This is a genomic window from Peribacillus simplex, assembly GCF_001542915.1.
GTDB classification, from domain to species: domain Bacteria; phylum Bacillota; class Bacilli; order Bacillales; family DSM-1321; genus Peribacillus; species Peribacillus simplex_B.
The window spans coordinates 1-18,371 of the sequence record NZ_LNNH01000038.1 but is presented as its reverse complement, the minus strand read 5'-3'; the positions used below and the strand labels follow the sequence as shown (position 1 = coordinate 18,371).

At 46.7% G+C, this 18,371-nt stretch carries 19 protein-coding genes and 1 other annotated feature; of the genes, 15 read left to right on the top strand and 4 right to left on the bottom strand.

What is annotated here, in order from left to right:
* Positions 1 to 82 precede the first annotated feature (82 nt).
* Positions 83 to 526 carry a S1 domain-containing RNA-binding protein gene (locus AS888_RS17745; RefSeq protein ID WP_034308861.1) on the bottom strand — a complete coding sequence of 148 codons (444 nt, stop codon included), beginning with the start codon at positions 524 to 526 and terminating at the stop codon, positions 83 to 85.
* Between the two features lie 252 nt (positions 527 to 778).
* Here AS888_RS17745 and AS888_RS17735 point away from each other — a divergent pair, with 252 nt between their 5' ends.
* From AS888_RS17735 to AS888_RS17685, 11 genes are all read left to right on the top strand, one after another.
* Positions 779 to 1,525, top strand: a complete 747-nt coding sequence (locus tag AS888_RS17735; protein WP_061143478.1) for a M23 family metallopeptidase — start codon at positions 779 to 781, stop codon at positions 1,523 to 1,525.
* Positions 1,518 to 2,384 (top strand): M50 family metallopeptidase, encoded by an 867-nt coding sequence (locus tag AS888_RS17730; RefSeq protein ID WP_061143477.1) that lies wholly within the window; start codon positions 1,518 to 1,520, stop codon positions 2,382 to 2,384. Before AS888_RS17735 ends, AS888_RS17730 begins: the two co-directional genes overlap by 8 nt.
* 41 nt (positions 2,385 to 2,425) lie before the next feature.
* A complete protein-coding gene (locus tag AS888_RS17725; RefSeq protein WP_061143476.1) occupies positions 2,426 to 3,898 on the top strand; it encodes an Rne/Rng family ribonuclease in 1,473 nt (490 codons plus the stop codon).
* 75 nt (positions 3,899 to 3,973) lie between these two features.
* Positions 3,974 to 4,057 (top strand) — a sequence feature (ribosomal protein L21 leader region).
* A 13-nt stretch (positions 4,058 to 4,070) separates the two neighbouring features.
* Entirely contained in the window at positions 4,071 to 4,379 is a 309-nt protein-coding gene (rplU, locus tag AS888_RS17720) for a 50S ribosomal protein L21 (RefSeq protein ID WP_034308849.1), read from the top strand.
* Positions 4,380 to 4,392: 13 nt separating this feature from the next.
* A complete protein-coding gene (locus AS888_RS17715) occupies positions 4,393 to 4,725 on the top strand; it encodes a ribosomal-processing cysteine protease Prp (protein WP_061143475.1) in 333 nt (110 codons plus the stop codon).
* A 12-nt stretch (positions 4,726 to 4,737) separates the two neighbouring features.
* Positions 4,738 to 5,028, top strand: coding sequence for a 50S ribosomal protein L27 (rpmA, locus tag AS888_RS17710; protein WP_061143474.1), 291 nt, complete (start codon positions 4,738 to 4,740; stop codon positions 5,026 to 5,028).
* Positions 5,029 to 5,571: 543 nt separating this feature from the next.
* Entirely contained in the window at positions 5,572 to 6,111 is a 540-nt protein-coding gene (locus tag AS888_RS17705) for a Spo0B C-terminal domain-containing protein (protein WP_061143473.1), read from the top strand.
* Between the two features lie 48 nt (positions 6,112 to 6,159).
* Positions 6,160 to 7,449, top strand: a complete 1,290-nt coding sequence (obgE, locus tag AS888_RS17700; RefSeq protein WP_061143472.1) for a GTPase ObgE — start codon at positions 6,160 to 6,162, stop codon at positions 7,447 to 7,449.
* A 40-nt stretch (positions 7,450 to 7,489) separates the two neighbouring features.
* Positions 7,490 to 7,939, top strand: a complete 450-nt coding sequence (locus AS888_RS17695) for an ACT domain-containing protein (RefSeq protein ID WP_061143471.1) — start codon at positions 7,490 to 7,492, stop codon at positions 7,937 to 7,939.
* A 122-nt stretch (positions 7,940 to 8,061) separates the two neighbouring features.
* Positions 8,062 to 8,937 (top strand): prephenate dehydratase, encoded by an 876-nt coding sequence (gene pheA, locus AS888_RS17690; protein ID WP_061143470.1) that lies wholly within the window; start codon positions 8,062 to 8,064, stop codon positions 8,935 to 8,937.
* A 293-nt stretch (positions 8,938 to 9,230) separates the two neighbouring features.
* Positions 9,231 to 9,989, top strand: a complete 759-nt coding sequence (locus AS888_RS17685) for a DUF6944 family repetitive protein (RefSeq protein WP_260320245.1) — start codon at positions 9,231 to 9,233, stop codon at positions 9,987 to 9,989.
* Positions 9,990 to 10,037: 48 nt separating this feature from the next.
* Here the strand turns inward: AS888_RS17685 and AS888_RS17680 are convergent, their stop codons facing one another.
* Both AS888_RS17680 and AS888_RS17675 read right to left on the bottom strand, forming a co-directional pair.
* Positions 10,038 to 10,571 carry a transcription repressor NadR gene (locus AS888_RS17680; RefSeq protein WP_061143469.1) on the bottom strand — a complete coding sequence of 178 codons (534 nt, stop codon included), beginning with the start codon at positions 10,569 to 10,571 and terminating at the stop codon, positions 10,038 to 10,040.
* A 46-nt stretch (positions 10,572 to 10,617) separates the two neighbouring features.
* The gene (locus AS888_RS17675; RefSeq protein ID WP_260320244.1) at positions 10,618 to 11,766 is read right to left on the bottom strand and encodes an IscS subfamily cysteine desulfurase; all 1,149 of its coding nucleotides are present in this window, start codon (positions 11,764 to 11,766) and stop codon (positions 10,618 to 10,620) included.
* An 81-nt stretch (positions 11,767 to 11,847) separates the two neighbouring features.
* Between AS888_RS17675 and nadB the strand changes: the two genes are divergently transcribed.
* Genes nadB through nadA form a run of 3 tightly spaced genes read left to right on the top strand, consistent with a single transcriptional unit; the run spans position 11,848 to position 15,366 of the window.
* Positions 11,848 to 13,431 carry an L-aspartate oxidase gene (gene nadB / locus AS888_RS17670; protein ID WP_061143468.1) on the top strand — a complete coding sequence of 528 codons (1,584 nt, stop codon included), beginning with the start codon at positions 11,848 to 11,850 and terminating at the stop codon, positions 13,429 to 13,431.
* Positions 13,412 to 14,263, top strand: a complete 852-nt coding sequence (gene nadC, locus AS888_RS17665; protein ID WP_061143467.1) for a carboxylating nicotinate-nucleotide diphosphorylase — start codon at positions 13,412 to 13,414, stop codon at positions 14,261 to 14,263. The genes nadB and nadC overlap by 20 nt, the downstream gene beginning before the upstream one ends.
* Positions 14,260 to 15,366 carry a quinolinate synthase NadA gene (nadA, locus tag AS888_RS17660; RefSeq protein WP_061143466.1) on the top strand — a complete coding sequence of 369 codons (1,107 nt, stop codon included), beginning with the start codon at positions 14,260 to 14,262 and terminating at the stop codon, positions 15,364 to 15,366. Before nadC ends, nadA begins: the two co-directional genes overlap by 4 nt.
* Positions 15,367 to 15,456: 90 nt before the next feature.
* On the opposite strand, the gene ypfJ is transcribed toward nadA, so the two are convergent.
* A complete protein-coding gene (gene ypfJ / locus AS888_RS17655) occupies positions 15,457 to 16,302 on the bottom strand; it encodes a KPN_02809 family neutral zinc metallopeptidase (RefSeq protein ID WP_061143465.1) in 846 nt (281 codons plus the stop codon).
* Positions 16,303 to 16,596: 294 nt separating this feature from the next.
* Between ypfJ and safA the strand changes: the two genes are divergently transcribed.
* A partial coding sequence (gene safA, locus AS888_RS26880; RefSeq protein WP_061143464.1) for a SafA/ExsA family spore coat assembly protein occupies positions 16,597 to 18,371 on the top strand: 1,775 nt, incomplete at its 3' end.

The following is an 18,371-nucleotide window of genomic DNA, read 5'->3' as shown; positions in this document are numbered from 1 at the left end:
GATGCCCCGCTTTTTTTTGCTTTTCGAATACATAAAAAAGGCAAGCCATGGTTTTGGCTTGCCTTGTCTATATGCAGATAGGTTATCCGCGTCTGCCGCCTCTGCCGCCGCGTTTCGATTCGGTGCTGCGTTTAAGAGTCGATAAATTTTCTTCACTAGTCTTTAAGAAGCGAACCATTTTATCTTCGAAATTTTCCTTTGGTTGGAAGTTACCTTTTGAACGAAAATCTTTAGAACGGCTATCCCCTTGGCGTGGTGGGCGTTTGGTATAAGAAGAGGTTTGCCCTTCGGGTCTATCTATAGCCTTTTTGATGGACAAGGCAGTTTTTCCGTCTTTCTCACTAATCACTTTTACTTCAATTTGGTCGCCTACTTTAAGATGGTCATTGACGTCTTTTACATAGCTATCTGCTACCTCACTGATATGCACAAGACCTGTCGAGCCTCCTGGTAATTCTACAAATGCTCCAAAATTAGTGATACCTGTTACTTTACCTTGTACTTTGCTGCCTATTTCGATTGACATAAAAAAATGTTCCCCCTCAATAATGTTAAAACCACTTTATTATAACAAATTTCAGGGAACAATATCAATTGGATTTTTCCCTCATTTATCCGAATTCATCAATCGATGCGAAAATCCTTTGGATTTCATGGCTTTTTGCTCGATTTACAGGTGCGATATTTATTTCATTTCCAACATCTTTTCTCGGTCATAGTCTGGACAAGTTGCTCATACGCTGTAATATAGCGCTTTTTAAAGCAGGGGGGATCCTTTATGGATGATCGCAGGAAAGATATCCGCAATCGCATCGCCAAGAGACGCAAGGTTAATGAAAGTCCAGTTGGAAACGGCAGTTGGACGGAGATCAACAATGATGAATCGTATGGTGTTGATTCTTTTAACGGATATTCGGAAAAAGATCATCCGCTTTTCAGGAAAGAATATTTCTTCTTTAAAATACTTGTCAGTGTCTGCCTGTTCCTGATCATCGCGGTGATGTTCAAACATCCTTCGGCACGGCTGGAGCCTGCCAGGAGCTTTGTCACGGAAAACATGAGCAAGGAATTCCAATTCGCTTCCATCTCCAATTGGTACGAAAATGCGTTTGGCAAACCGATCGCTTTTTTGCCAAAGGAAGCGGATAAGGAAACGGTTGACACGAAGGAATATGCGATGCCTGCCTCAGGCAAGATCACCCAAACTTTCGAGACGAACGGTGAGGGGATCATCCTGGAAACGAGCAAAGGCTCCAAGGTGGAGGCAGTCAATGAGGGCGTAGTCATTTTTGCCGGTGAAAAGGAGGGGATAGGGAAGACGGTCGTCATCCAGCATGCCAATCAAAGTGAATCCTGGTACGGGCAGCTGAAAGAGATTGATGTGAAGCTGTACGAATTTGTTAAAAAGGGCAATGAAGTAGGACAGGTTACAGTCAGTGAAGACGGATCCAAGGGCAGGTTTTATTTAGCGATCAAAGAAAATGACGCTTTCGTCAATCCTAAAAAGGTGATTCAATTTGAGTGAATATGGGAAATTGCTGTTTAAGATCAGGGTGCATCCGACATTGTGGTTCGTGATTGGCGTTGCCATCCTCACTGCCCATTTCGTGGAAGTGCTGATGCTGCTGCTCATCGTCTTCATTCATGAAATGGGGCATGCCGTCTGTGCTCAGCACTTTAAATGGCGGATAAAATCCATCCAGCTGCTTCCTTTCGGGGGGGCTGTCGAGACGGAGGAGTATGGCAATAAAAGTTTGAAGGAGGATTTGGCGGTTGTGCTTGCCGGTCCGCTTCAGCATGTTTGGCTTATTGGTGCAGCTTTTTTGCTCTATTTCTTTTCTTTTATTTCCCAGGAGCTGTATCAGCCCTTTTTGTATATGAACTTGATGCTGCTGGCGTTTAATTTGCTGCCGATTTGGCCCTTGGACGGGGGGCGGCTGCTATTCATAGGTATTTCGCTTTATTGCACCTTTCTTGAAGCCCAGAAGCATACACTTCATTTTTCGGCAGCATTCGCTGTCGTGGCTTTTTTGACCTGGCTCATTCTTGATCCGCTCAATTTGAATATTTGGCTCATCGTCTTTTTCATCAGTCTCTCACTCGTGATGGAATGGCGGCAGCGCTATTATGCATTTATCCGCTTCCTCCTGCAGCGCCATTACGGGCATACGAATGACTTGGCGAAATTGAAGCCCATTTTGGTGGATTCACAAGAACCGATTTATAAAGTGTTGGAACTGTTTCAACGAGGGTGCAAACATCCCGTCATCATCATGAAAAACGGCAAGGAGAGCGGCTCATTGGATGAAACGGAAATCCTTCATGCTTATTTTTCCGAGAAAATGACAAATGGGAAAATCGGTGACCTATTATATTCTTATTAAATATGTTATCCTTTCTTCAAATTGAGGAGAGGATTTTTTTAATGAAAAAGATGATTGCCAACCTGGCTTCACGCGAAAAAAGAGTCGCCGTATTGGAGAATGAGGTACTACGCCAGCTTGTCATTACGCCTGATCACCACCGCAGTACGGTCGGTAACATTTATCTTGGGAAAGTGACGAAGGTATTGCCCGGTATGGATGCGGCCTTCATTGATTATGGGGCAGAGAAGAATGGCTTCTTGCATCGAGACGAGCTCCCTTCCTTCCAACTGACAAAAAACGTTGAAGGAAAAGCGGCCATCGGTCAATTTGTCCGTCAGGGAGAAAAGCTGCTCGTTCAGGTAAGCCGTGATGAGACAGGTACAAAAGGAGCTAAATTGACGGGGCTGATCGAGTTTTCCACAGAATCCCTCGTATACATACATGGAATCGATTATGTCGGCGTGTCCAAGAAATTCAAAAACGAGCACCTGCAAATGCAGTGGCGGGAAACAGCCCTGCAAAACAAAAATCCTGATGAGGGATTGATCGTACGCACCTCGATGGAGAACGAGAGTGAAGCGGTCTTCCTGGAAAGGCTGACTTCATTGCGTGAGCAGTATCAAGGACTTGAAAGGAAGGCTGCCTCCCTCAAGGCTCCGGCACTGCTGCTTGCGAGGGATACGTTTTTGGAAATGATCATGAATGAAATGTCCCGAACGGCAGTCGGCCAGCTTGTCGTCGATGATTCAGCAGCCTGCCGCGCATTGAGTAAATGGGTAGAGGAAAATGAGAAGGGATGGGAAATATCCCAGGCACCCGGTCCGCAAAATATTTTTTCCGAAGCGAATATGGAAGCGCAAGTGGAAAAATTGAGCAAGAAAATCGTTTGGCTTGATAATGGCGGTTATTTAATCTTTGAAGAAACGGAAGCATTCACGGTCATCGATGTCAATTCAGGCAAGTTCACCGGAAAAGTGGCCAAGGAGGCAACCTTGTTTGCCGTGAATCAGGCGGCGGCGAAAGAGATCGCCCGCCAGGTAAGGCTTAGGAATATCAGCGGAATCATTTTGATCGACTTCATCAATATGGCTCAATCGCGCCACGAGCAGGAAATCATCGATATCGTTAAAAAGGAGACGGCAAAGGATGAGAAGCGGGTACAGGTCATCGGCTTTACTGAACTGGGCATCCTCCAAGTGACAAGAAAGAGAACCTCGCCGTCTTTAAGCGAATTGATGACGGTTCCTTGCCCGGTTTGCAGTGGAAGCGGAAAAATCGAGAGCCCGGAAACCGTAGCCTTCCGGCTGGAGCGTGAACTGCTGGAGCACCGCAAGACCGATGATGAAGCGGTCTGGGTCGAGGCAAGTAAGGCGGTGGCGGACGTGCTGCTCGGTGAAAAAGAATCGTACAGGCAGACGTTGGAGGAATTGATCGGCAAAAGGGTATTCCTATCATTTATCCCCGGCTCCATGAATGCCTATTCCATCAAGCGCTTTGGAAGCATGAAGGAAATCAGCGGCGCCATCGAATGACGGGAGAGAATTTCTACAAATATATTGACAGGCATTCCGGTTTCATGATAGGATTTTACTGTTATGTTTGTAGCACCCGTGCTACAACCGCTCAACAACAGGTCCCAAGCTTTTGCCTTTCAGGCAAGACGCCTGTGATTGGCGAGTCTGAGACATTCAAGGAGGTGCAAGTATGTACGCAATTATCGAAACTGGCGGTAAACAAATTAAAGTAGCAGCTGGCGAAGCGGTTTACATTGAAAAATTAAACGCAGAAGCAGGCGAAACTGTTACATTTGACAAAGTTTTATTCGTAGGTGGCGAAGACGTGAAAGTCGGTGCTCCACTAGTTGAAGGCGCTACTGTAACAGGTACTGTCGAAAAACAAGGGAAGCAAAAGAAAATCACTGTTTTCAAATACAAAGCGAAGAAAAACAATCGTAAAAAACAAGGTCATCGTCAACCATACACAAAAGTTGTTATCGAAGCAATCAACGCGTAAGGGCTGATTCTAGATGATTAAAGTTGTCTTTGATGCTCCGCAGGAACGAATTGCTTCGTTCACCTTAAGCGGACATGCCAATTTTGCTAAAAAAGGTTCTGATATCGTTTGTGCAGGTGTATCGGCTGTATCCTTCGGGGCAGTCAATGCAATCATGTCCTTAACGGACGTGGAGCCTGAGATCGAGCAAGGAAGAGAAGGCGGCTATCTTCGCTGCGTCATCCCGGGGAATCTTTCACCGGAATCCGAAGAGAAGGTCCAGCTGCTTTTGAACGGCATGCTCGTATCGTTGCAAACCATCGAACGTGATTATGGTAAATACATGAAAATTATCCTCAACCAATAGGAGGTGGAACAAATGTTAAGATTAAATCTTCAGTTCTTCGCTTCGAAAAAAGGAGTAGGTTCTACAAAGAACGGACGTGACTCAATCTCTAAGCGTCTTGGCGCTAAACGTGCAGACGGTCAATTCGTATCTGGTGGTTCTATCCTTTACCGTCAACGCGGAACGAAAATCTATCCAGGTGAGAATGTAGGCCGTGGTGGAGACGATACTCTATACGCTAAGGTAGACGGTGTTGTTAAATTCGAACGTTTCGGACGTGACCGTAAAAAAGTAAGCGTATATCCAGTTGCACAAGAAGCATAATTGGCATCTTTGAACAGAGGCTGACTCAAAAGGGTCTGATTCCTTCTACGAGACACTATATACCGCGTCATTTTTAATAATGGTAGGGCTATATAGTAGAGAAGAAGGGGTCCGGCCCTTTATTTATACTATGGTTCGATAAATAACCAGCGTTTTGCAGGAGACTTTAGTCATCAGTATAAGGAAAACAACCTCTGACTTACAAAAGGCTCGCCAACCGGCGGGCTTTCTTACACTTTCAGGGGAACAACCGCATTACTCATTCACCCCGTTTGGTTCATCCGGATGGACAGTCCAATTCAACTATACCATCTCCAATTGGTGCTAAGATAAGGCCCATTCTCTTTTCAAGTTCAAATGGCTCTACCATCGTCCAAAGAACTCAGGGTGTGTGGCTGTATTTTTTGGACGGGGGCTTCATGTGAAGGCATGTGAATCGAGCTTCATTTCCTGTTTGTTGTTTTTTTGTTATACTGTAAAATGGAAGTATTCAACATGATAGAGCTGAAAAAAGTTTCTTTATCATAATTGAAGGTGTAAATAATGGATAAAAATTGGACGACTATTGAAACCCTGCGTCAAACCAGGCATGATTGGCTGAATAAAATTCAAATCATCAAAGGCAATCTTGAGCTGAACAGAATTGACCGTGTCAAGGGCATCATTGATGAAATCATTATTGAAACCCAGAATGAAGCACGTCTGTCCAGCTTGAATTTACCGAAATTCACCGAAATGCTGCTGACTTCCAATTGGAATAACGGATCATTTTATTGCGAATATGAAATCATCGATGTGTTTGAAGGATCTGCCGAGGTGGATGAGCGGATGTATCGCTGGACGACCGATTACTTTTCCATTTTGGATAAGAGTCTGGACCCGGCTTTTGAAAACGTACTGTCTGTTTCCATAGGTGAAAAAGAAATGAGCAACATGCGCTGTTCCTTTCATTTGCAAGGCAGGTTCATTGACCAACCAGCAGTGATCGAGTTTTTGGAACGGTCGCTAACGGCTGGGCAAACGATCGAATTGTGCGAATGTAATGAGGATGAAATGTTTTTTAAGATGAATATTATTTTTTAGAGAAGTATACAGCAAGAATTGACTTGCAGAAAACAAGGAAGTGATAGCATGTTTGTCGATCAAACGAAAGTCTATATAAAAGGCGGAGACGGTGGTAACGGGATAGTTGCTTATCGTCGCGAGAAATTCATACCAAAAGGCGGACCTGCAGGCGGAGATGGCGGTAATGGCGCCAATGTCGTTTTTGAGGTGGAAGAGGGCTTGCGTACGTTAATGGATTTCCGCTATCAACGTCACTTTAAGGCACCGCGGGGTGAGCATGGCATGTCCAAAAACATGCATGGAGCGGCCGCAAAAGATATGGTCATCAAGGTTCCGCCAGGCACGGTTGTCATTGATGAAAAAACGAAGGAAGTCATTGCTGATCTAGTTGAGCACGGACAGCGTGCCATCATTGCCAAGGGTGGGCGCGGAGGCCGGGGGAATTCCCGTTTTGCTACACCTGCCAATCCTGCTCCTGAAATCGCCGAGAACGGGGAACCTGGCCAGGAACGCGATATCATCATGGAGTTGAAGCTGTTGGCTGATGTCGGTTTGGTCGGTTTCCCTAGTGTGGGGAAATCCACTTTGCTTTCGGTCGTTTCCGCAGCAAGACCTAAAATTGCCGAATACCATTTCACCACGATCGTCCCTAACCTCGGTATGGTGGAAACGGAAGATCACCGCAGTTTCGTCATGGCCGATTTGCCTGGTCTGATCGAAGGGGCTTCCGAAGGGGTCGGCCTTGGCCATCAATTCCTGCGCCATATTGAAAGAACGAGGGTAATCGTTCATGTAATCGATATGTCCGGACTTGAAGGCAGGGATCCATATGAAGACTACCTAACGATCAATAAAGAACTGGAAGAATACAACCTGCGCTTGACCGAGCGTCCGCAAATCATCGTTGCAAGTAAAATGGATATGCCGGACTCTGCAGAAAATCTTGCGGCATTCAAGGAAAAGCTGGAAGAAGACTACCCTGTCTTCCCGATTTCTGCGGTGACGCGTGACGGAATTCGTGAGCTTCTTTATGCAATTGCCGATAAAATCGAAGAAACACCTGAGTTCCCTCTTGATCATGAAGAAGAAAATACGGGAATCCACCGTGTTCTTTATAAACATACATCACAGTCGGATGAGTTCAACATTGAACGCGAATCCGATGGCAGCTTTGCCGTATCAGGATTCAAGATCGAGCGTCTATTCAAAATGACGGACTTCACCCGTGAAGAGTCGATCCGTCGTTTCGCCAGGCAGCTCCGTTCATTCGGAGTCGACGAAGGCCTTCGTCAAAGAGGGGCCACAAATGGCGATATCGTCCGTATCCTTGAATATGAATTTGAATTTGTTGATTGATTAGATGCCATGATGGCAGGCAAAAGGAGGCGTGCAGAGTTTGAATAAGGCCGATCAGAAGTTTTTCCTCGTTCGAGAGGATGTCCTTCCCGAAGCGATGAAAAAAACGCTGGATGCAAAAGAAATGATTGAACGGGGAAAAGCGGAATCAGTTTGGGAAGCCGTACAGCGGGTGGACCTAAGCAGGAGCGCTTTTTACAAATACCGGGACACGGTGTTTCCGTTTCATACCGTTGTCAAAGAAAAACTGATTACCCTGTTCTTCTATCTTGAAGATCGGTCCGGTACTCTATCGGAGCTATTACGGCTCGTCGCATCATCCGGCTGCAACATCATGACCATCCATCAAACGATTCCTTTGCAGGGCCGTGCCAATGTCACCCTGTCCCTCAACACGGGCGGAATGACGATGGATATTAATGAACTGCTTACAAAACTGCGTAAAATGGAGTTCGTCGAAAAAGTCGAAATCATTGGGAATGGCGCATGAAAAACAGCCTGTACATGTTATATGTACAGGCTGTTTTTTTATAAGTGGCGATTAACTATTGTAAAAAATCTGAAAATGGCATAACATAAACAATAGATTTTCCGTGAAAGGGAGTTTATAATATGACATCAAAAATCGCATTTCTAGGGCCAAAAGCAACGTTCACGGATTTAGCTGTTTCACGACTATTTCCTAATGACATAAAGATACCGATGAATACGATTCCCGACTGCCTTGATGCTGTCCGGGACGGCGAAGTGAATCACACGCTCGTCCCCATCGAGAATGCATTGGAGGGCTCGGTCAATATAACGATGGATTACCTGGTCCATGAAGTCACATTACCGATAAAAGGGGAAGTGACGATTCCGATCCAGCAGCATTATATGGTGCATCCGGATCATGCGTATCCAGGTTTCAAACCGGACATGGTATATTCGCATTCCCATGCCATTGCCCAATGCCGCAAATTTCTACATAAAGATTTGAGGGGCATTCCATATGAGTATGTGACGTCGACCGCCGCTGCCGCGAAGATGGTGATGGAGAACCCTGACATCAACATTGCTGCCATTGCCAATGATATGGCTGCAGCGGAGTATGGCCTGACGATCGTGAAGCACAATATCCATGATTACGAACATAATCATACAAAGTTCATCGTCGTATCGAACAGTGAAGTGGACTATACCGGGCATTTGACAGTTGAAGGAGATGCGAAGACGACCTTGATGGTCCAGCTTCCTGCCGACCACTCGGGGCAGCTGCATCAAGTGCTTTCCGCTTTCTCCTGGAGGAAGCTGAACCTCTCCAAGATCGAATCAAGACCGATGAAAACCGGCCTTGGCCATTACTTTTTCATCATTGACGTTGAGATGGCCCTTGACGATGTTCTCATCCCAGGCGCCATATCCGAATTGGAGGCACTTGGCTGCACGGTTTCGGTCATGGGAAGCTATTCATGCTTTAAAGTAAGAAACGGTGTGGTGCAGCGCTGATTTCCGGTCGGATGACTTGTTGCGAAGGGTGCATACCTTTTCCACAGTTTCAAAAAGGTCCAGTCTATAGCGGCGGGCCTTGGAATCAGGAAGGAATATAATGATCATGATTGAGACGGCGCCCTGGAGCTTATCCGGGGCGTTTTTTTGTGGGAGGAGGCCGGTTTGAAAAGGCCGAATGTACTCACCATTCTTGCTGAACTCGTATACAATGGGTAGGCGAACGGCAAAATCGATAAAAAAGAATACATACCTACAAGACGAAAGCAACAGCGGCACTTTTTTATGGCCGGGTGAGTATTAAAAATGCATGGAGCGGGTGGTGTTCAGTAGAGATGGATAGTCAATTCAAGGAAACTTTCGGTTCTTGGACGCAAGCGATAGGGACGGTCATTTCTGCTGTTGGAGGAACACCATCGAAAGTGTTCGATGAGGATTTCCGCAAAAACCTGGATTTGATCGGCAATGAACTTCAAGCGACAGGAAATGCGATATTGGCGGATGCGGAAGAAACATGGTCACTAGATAAATTCGGCAATCAAATACAGGCGATCGGTAATTCGACTGTCATCTTAGGCTTGGTCATTGACTTCGATGAGGTGACGAAGCAGGAATTGATCATCAAAGGCAACCTGATTCAGGCGTTAGGCGGGGGAACAGCGGTAGCGGGGGCATACGAAAATCCTGATGAACCTGAACAGGCCTTGAATGTCACGGGGAATATTTTGCAGGCGATCGGGAATTCGATGCAAGCGATTGGTGGAATTAGCGAATTAAGAAATAGCATCCTTGAAAAAGATCAGGAAAATGATGAAGGTGAAAAACAAGAAAACGATGAAGGCAAACAAGAAGAAAACGAGGAGGGAAAACAAAAATATCAATATCCTGATTTAGACGAAAAGCAGACAGATGCTGAATTAATACAGACGATGGGGGGCTGGATACAAGCGGTCGGTTCCGTCCTCAACCTCATTGGCCAATTGAGAAGCAATGAAAGCCAATCAGGCCAAGACAGCTCCCATGAAAGCCATTCGGATCAGCAGCAAGTATAGATAGTCAGACAAGAAAAAACCCCTCCAGATAAGATGGGGTTCGTTCAGTCAATCAACCAATATGCCGGCGTCCCTTAGTGCCTCCTCCGCCTCGTCAAGCAGTTCCTCGGAAGATGCGCTCAGTGTATGGAGATGGATGCCGCTCGTTAGCTCCGATAAAAAGGAAGCATTCGTGGCAGATACCCTTGAGAGGAATTGCTGGACTTCCTTACGGCTGCTGACCATGATGGAAGCAGTAAGGTCACCGTATACAGGGTGCTCGATTTTGACATCCTTCACCGTGATGCCGATATCCACGAGCAGATATAGCTCTTCCTGCGTCCGGGAAGGATCGTGCTGGCAAGCGATGATCCTTTCGGGCTTTTTCGTGCTTTCGGTCGGTAAGAACATATAGCCTTGGCTCGTGGCAATGATCGGTTCATTCCGTGCTTTCAGAAGCGTTATATCGCCAACGATGACTTGGCGGCTTACATTCGTCATTTGCGAAAGTTCGCTGCCAGTAACGGGCTCTGGGCTTGTTTGCAATATATGTAAAAGTTTCGTCCGTCTTTCTTCCCCGAGTAATTTCTTTCTTTCCATCATTCATTCACCTCTTTATGATAAACATTCTACCATAGAATGGCCGGTCTTATCGAATGGCAGCCACTCCTTCGAGGCAGTCTGCCAATTTGTGAATATCATCTGCAGTGGTATGTTTTCCAAAGGAAAGGCGGACGAATTGATGGGCTTCTTCTTCGTTTTTCCCGATTGCCATCATGGTTTTGGATGGCTCCTGTTTACCGATCTGACAGGCGCTCCCCGTCGATACCGCGAAGCCCTTCCTGTTTAATTCGAGCATGATGTACTGCCCTTGCAAACCCGCGAAGGTCAAAGCGAGGATGTGCGGCAATTGCTCAGTTTTCGCTTCGATGATTTGAAAGTCGACCTTTCTTTCCGTTAGTTGGTGAATCAATTGAATCCTAAGCATGAAAATCCGCCTATGCTCATTTTCGATGATATCTCCTAAATTTTTGGCAGCTGTCACGAACGAGGCTATACTGGGGACATCCACCGTACCAGGACGGAATCCAGATTCATGCGTGACATTCGGAATCAAAGCCTTTAAATGCTGGATGGCTGGGAAAATCGCGGCCCCGGTCCCTTTTGGTCCATAAACTTTATGGCTGGAAATGGACATTCCATCACATAAAGCGGATAACCTATCCAGTGGCAACTTTGCAAATGATTGAACACAATCGACATGCAAAAAGGCTTGATGCTCCCGAACGATTCTGCTTATTTGCTCAATGGGCTGAATGACACCTATTTCAGAATTCACATGCTGGACAATGACCAGGCAGGTTTTCTCCGACAGAGCTCCCCTCAGGTGTTCGATATCGATGAGGCCATCTTCCCAATGCCGTAAATACGTCACCTCGTAGCCGGATTGTTCAAGCTTGCAGATATAGTTGGCAATCGATGCATGCTCGGTCCGGCTAACAATCAGATGGTTTTGCCAAGCTGGTTTTGAAGCGATAAATGTATCGATTGCAAGCATATTGCCTTCCGAACCACCGCTCGTGAAGATGATGCCTTCTTTTTTTATATTCAGCATATCTGCCAGTTGCTGTCGTGACATATCCAATAAACGTGCACTATCAGAGCCAATATCATGCAAACTGCTTGCGTTCCCGAAAAACCTCCGGGAGGCTTGGCTGTACACGTCGATCGCTTCTTCATCCATCGGCGTAGTGGCCGCATAGTCCAAATAGATCACTAAATCACTTCCATCCTTCATTCTAAAAAACTCTTGATAATAGTTTAATAATATGTAAATATAGTTGTCAAGACACCTGTCGTAAACAGGAGGTAAATAATCATGGTTAGAACGGAAGTCATCGTGATAGGCAGTGGTATTGCAGCCTTGAAAACGGTATTGGAAGCAAGTGACCATAAACATGTGATACTCATCACAAAATCAGAGCTTCGTCATAGTAATTCCTACTTGGCGCAAGGAGGGATTGCCGCGGCACTATCCGATCAGGATGGGGTATCCTTACATAAAAAAGATACGCTGGCTGCCGGCCAGCACCATAACAAAGTGAAGGCAGTGGAAAAACTTGTCGAGGGGGCCCCTTTGGCGATCTCTGAACTTATCCAGTCCGGTATGCAATTTGACCGAAGTCATGACGGCAGGCTGATGTTTGGCATGGAGGGTGCCCATAGTGAAAGGAGAATCCTTCATAGTCACGGCGATGGTACAGGAAAGTACATGATGGAGCACCTAATAGAATGCTTGAAAAGCTCGAAGGTTCAGGTAATCGAGAATGAGGCCGCGGTGGAGTTGATCATCGGTGAAGATGAATCTTGCATCGGCGTCAAAACCCTTGATAGGTCAGGGAAACTGGCTTTCTATCATGCAGAGCAAACGGTTCTGGCAACGGGCGGATGCGGTTCGCTATACCGTTTTACATCTAATTCACAAACGGTATCAGGTGATGGAATCGCGCTTGCGTTCAAGGCGGGGGCGAAGGTTCGTGATATGGAATTCATCCAGTTCCATCCGACACTGCTTTTTGTGAATAACAAAGCCGAAGGTCTTATTTCGGAAGCGGTCCGTGGTGACGGCGCCCTATTAGTGACTGAAGATGGAATGCCGATCATGCAGGATGTACATCGGTTGAAGGATCTCGCCCCGAGGCATATTGTCGCACAGACGATTTTTTCTTATTTACAGCGCGGTGAAAAGGTATTTTTGGATATTTCGATGATCAAGGATTTTAAAAAGCGATTCCCGACGGTGAGCTCATTATGTGAGAGAAGCGGGGTGGATCTCCAATTCGGAAAGATCCCGGTTGCACCTGGGAACCACTTTTTAATGGGAGGAATCGAAGTGGATGAGTGGGGGAGAACCTCTGTCCCTTCTTTGTATGCAGTCGGTGAGGTGGCATGCACGGGTGTGCATGGTGCGAACCGACTGGCAAGCAATTCACTTCTCGAAGGGCTGGTTTTTGGCAAGATCCTTGGCGATTTGCTTGCTCATACGCCAGCAAGGGAGCTGCCAAAAGAAAAAGAGCGGTCCCAATGTGCCTGTCATGTTGCTTCTTTACCTGATTTACGGGCATTGAAGGAAAAATTGATGAATGAAGCGGGCATCGTCCGGACGGAAGCGGGGTTAATTCGTTTGAAGAATTATCTCGAGGCTTTTCACATCGAAAACCTGCTGCATCTGGAAGTTACCGGACGATCACTAGCAGAAATCACCAAAGCTAACGCCATTATCGTAGCTTGGCTGATTGCCGAATCGGCGTTGACTAGAACGGAAAGCAGGGGCGGTCATTACCGCAGTGATTATCCAAGCGAAGATGACTCCCTATGGCTTGGAAAATCGGTCATCCTTGCATGCCAAGACGTGAAAAACAGAATGAAGGGAAGACGACAGTATGAACATATTGAAGCTTAAGCGAATGCTGGAGCATTTTTTGATCGAGGACATCGGGGAATGTGATGTAACGAGTGATACGATTTTCGGTCCGTCAAAGCAGGGGGCGTTGACATTCATTGCAAAGGAGGGCGGGGTTTTTAGCGGAAGCGACGTCATCAGGACAGGGTTTGCCTTGTTGGATAACCAAATCGAGGTGACCCTCCATGTCCGGGATGGTGAAGTGTTTGAAACGGGTCAAAAGCTTGCACGGATGACAGGCAATATGGCTTTGCTGTTAAAAGGGGAACGGGTTGTTTTGAATTTGGTGCAGCGCATGTCGGGAATTGCCACGCTTGCCCATGAAGCGACGATGATCTTAGCGGGGACGAAGACAAGGGCATGTGATACAAGGAAAACCACGCCTGGCCTGCGAATGCTTGAAAAATACGCGGTCCGCTCAGGCGGGGCCTTCAATCATCGAAATGGTTTGTATGACGCCGTCATGATCAAAGATAATCATATTGCTTTCGCAGGTTCGATTACCGAAGCGGTTCAGGCGGTCAAAGCAAAACTGGGGCATACATGTAAGGTGGAGGTTGAAACGGAATCATTGGAACAGGTCCTTGAGGCTGTGGAAGCCGGTGCGGATATCATCATGTTCGATAACAGGAGTCCTGACGAAATCAAGCAATGGATCAAATCGGTTCCTGGCCATATCATAACGGAAGCTTCAGGAGGGATTACGCTGGGCAAGTTAGCGACATTTCGTGAAACGGGAGTGGATTACATTTCGTTGGGCTGTCTGACGCACAGCGTCCGGGCTCTTGATATCAGTGCAAAAGTTACAGAATGTGAGGGGGTATTGAAATGAATATACTGGAGATGGCTGGCACGGCAAGGAATGTCCTGCCTGAAAAGTACAAAACGATGACAGTGGAGGATATAGAAAAAACGGTACTAGCCATAAAAAGGCGCTTAGGTAACCGTCTTTATATACCTGGTCATCATTATCAACGGGAGGAAGTGATCCGGTTTTCCGATGTAACGGGAGATTCACTTCAGTTGGCCCAGCTTTCCGCCCAAAATCGTGAAGCGGATTATATCGTGTTTTGCGGTGTGCATTTCATGGCCGAAACGGCCGATATTTTGACAGAAGAAGGGCAGACCGTCATTCTGCCTGACATGCGTGCAGGCTGTTCGATGGCAGATATGGCGGATATCGATCAAACGGAACGGGCCTGGACAAAGCTTCAGGAATTATTTGGAGATTCTATCCTTCCGCTTACTTACGTTAATTCGACTGCGGCCATCAAAGCATTTGTGGGGAAGAATGGCGGAGCTACGGTGACTTCTTCCAATGCACAAGAGATGGTCTCATGGGCCCTTGAGCAAAAAGAACGGATCCTGTTTCTCCCCGATCAGCACCTTGGCCGGAATACAGCCTTTGATATTGGCATTCCGTTGGAGGAAATGGCTGTTTGGGATCCTCACAAGGAGGAACTGATCCATGAAGGTGAACGAAAGGATCTGAAGGTGCTGCTATGGAAAGGGCATTGTTCGGTCCATGAAAATTTCACGACGGCGAATATTGAAGCACTTAGGAAAGAGCAGCCTGCCATGAATATCATCGTCCATCCGGAATGCCGCCGGGAAGTGGTTGCCATGTCGGATTATGCCGGTTCCACATCTTATATCATTGATATGATTGAAAAGGCACAAGCGGGAAGCTCTTGGGCAATCGGAACGGAAATGAATCTTGTCAAGCGACTAATCGCCAATAATCCAGACAAGCAAATCATCTCCCTAAATCCGAATATGTGCCCATGCCTTACGATGAACCGGATAGATTTACCGCATCTGCTATGGGCTCTTGAATCAATCGAAGCAGATCAAATCATCAACCCGATAAAAGTGGAAAAAAAAATTGCGGCTGATGCAATCCTTGCTTTAAATCGAATGCTTGAACGGGCCTGAAATCGCCTGTCTATCTCCAGGCTTATTGGACATTGGAAAAAGGAGGCCCTTGCAGCCCCCTTTTTATGTATTGCCCGTATTTGATTGCCATTAAAGATTTTTTGCTTCAAACGTATTGCCTTCATTCATATTTCCGGATTCGAACCCCTTATTGAACCAACGTTTTCGCTGTTCGGACGTACCGTGTGTGAAGCTGTCGGGAACTGCGTAGCCTTGTGCTTTTTTCTGGATGGAGTCATCCCCCACGCCGCTGGCTGCATTCAAAGCCTCATCAAGATCGCCTTTCTCAAGTAAATTCTCCCCCTGGACATGATGTGCCCACACCCCAGCTAAATAATCGGCCTGTAATTCAAGGCGGACAGAATATTTATTATATTCGGTTTCACTAACCTTGGAACGATCCGGCATAACCTTTTCCGTTGTTCCCAATAATGTCTGGACGTGGTGCCCGACTTCATGAGCAATCACATAGGCCATGGCAAAATCCCCTGGTGCCTGGAATTCTTCCTTTAACTCCTGATAAAAACTGAGATCGATATATAGCTTCTTATCGCCTGGACAATAAAACGGTCCCACTGATGAACCTGCGATCCCGCATGCCGATTGCACGCTTCCTGAGTACAGGACAAGAGTCGGTTCTTCATAATTCAGGCCGTTTTCCCGGAATTCCTCAGTCCAGACCCGCTCCGTATCTGCCAGGACGACCGACACAAACTGTGCAAGTTCCTTTTCTTCATCACTTTCCACATAAGTGCCGCCGCTTCCAGGATTAGGTGAAGTCAAGCCGCCCAGTAAATCGCTTGGGTTGCCTCCAAGCAGCGTAACGATCAAGACGATGATTAAGCCGACCCCGCCACCGATGCCTGCCATCCCTTTGCCGCTCATTCCCCTTTTGTCCTCGACGTTCGAACTGCCCTGTCGTCCCTTCCATTTCATTAACATTCCTCCCAGTAAAAATATAAATGCCAGATATAGCTTAAGCCATCTACTTTCTTATACCCGGAATTCCTTGAATTTAGACTGGACCTTAAAGAAAGGCGGCTTAGGAAGAAGGGGTGAACTGTTTTTCGTGCTTATTTCTTCGCCGAGAAAGTGGGCATCGGTGCGCCTAAATCATTGATCCAATCATAAAAGGCCATTTTGAAGCATAAGTTTTCATGATAAAAATAATAGCAATTCACCCACTACATCATAGTATATATGGACATATGCACAGGAGGGGTTATCAGCGTGAAAATTCATATAGTCCAAAAAGGCGATACACTTTGGAAACTCGCCAAAAAATACGGCGTCAGTTTTGAAGAACTTAAAAAAGTGAACGCTCAATTAAGCAACCCGGACATGATGATGCCGGGAATGAAAATTAAAATACCAGGGACAACCGGAGCAGTAATAAAAGAAACGATTAAACCCAACATTCATATGGGAGTGAAAGAATCCCAGATTCAACAGTATCCAGCTCAGCCGGCACCTATGAAAGAGCAGCAAATGATGCAACCGCCAGTCAAAGAACAGCCAAAGTATCAGCCACCGATGAAGGAACAGCCAAAGTACCAGCCACCGATGAAGGAACAGCCAAAGTATCAGCCACCAATGAAAGAACAGCCAAAGTACCAGCCACCGATGAAGGAACAGCCAAAGTACCAGCCACCGATGAAAGAACAGCCAAAGTACCAGCCACCGATGAAGGAACAGCCAAAGTATCAACCACCGATGAAAGAACAGCCAAAGCCAATCGTGAAAGAAAAGCAAATAATCGTTCCAAAAGAAGTCCAGGTACCGACACCAGTGATTCCTGAGGTCGATATCAATAATTATTATATGGTCAACATGACCAATATGAGTGTGCAAAAGCCCCCTGCACCGCCGCCATTACCGAAGAAAGAAGAGCCGGTCGCTAAAAAGAAAAAGAAGAAGAAGCCAGACGTATCGCCAAGTCAGGAATATTGTGAGCCTGTGGATGATTGCATTCCAATGACGCCAATCATGCCAGGAACCGGCTATAACATGCAGCCTCCGCCATGGGCGCATATGCCGATGCAGGGGATGCAAGCCCCTTATCATGGCGGCTATGGGAACCAGGAAACACAAGGCTATCAAATGATGGATGAAAGCTCCGAGATTTGGGGGGAATCTCCTGACATGCAATCGATGGGGCCGCAAGGGTATGTTCAAGGTGCAAGCATGAATCCATACAATCAGCAACAACACTATCCATATCAAGCATCTGCGCCGATGCCGCACCATTTTTATGGGGGGATGATGGGGCAGCAGCATCAAGTAGCGGGCTCATATATGCAACAAGACCATGAGTCACCAAGCGAATCGCCATACAATCATCATAATCACCCGCAACAGTCTGAAGATGAAGAAGATTGTGGCTGTAATAAGGGGTTGCTTGGAACGTATGGGCCGGAAGTGAAGGGGCAGTATCAACCTGGTCAATCAATGAACGCCTATGAGCATCACCATCCTGATTATCATCAATATCAATCCGATCAATCACAGCCCCATTACCATGATCCGAATTTAGGGGCCTATCCACAGATGGGCAATCCGATGCAATATCAATATGAAACAGAGTCAGCTGAATCAGATCAAGCCCAACAATATCAACCCTTCGTAATGCCAGGCCAAAACGGAGGCCAGCCCGGCATGATGATGGGAGGTCAAAATGGAGGTCAGCCCGGCATGATGATGGGAGGCCAAAACGGAGGTCAGCCCGGCATGATGATGGGAGGCCAAAATGGAGGCCAGCCTGGCATGATGATGCCAGGCCAAAACGGAGGCCAGCCTGGCATGATGATGGGAGGCCAAAATGGAGGCCAGCCCGGCATGATGGGAGGCCAAAACGGAGGCCAGCCCGGCATGATGATGGGAGGCCAAAATGGAGGCCAGCCCGGCATGATGGGAGGCCAAAACGGAGGCCAGCCCGGCATGATGGGAGGCCAAAATGGAGGTCAGCCTGGCATGATGATGGGAGGTCAAAATGGAGGTCAGCTCGG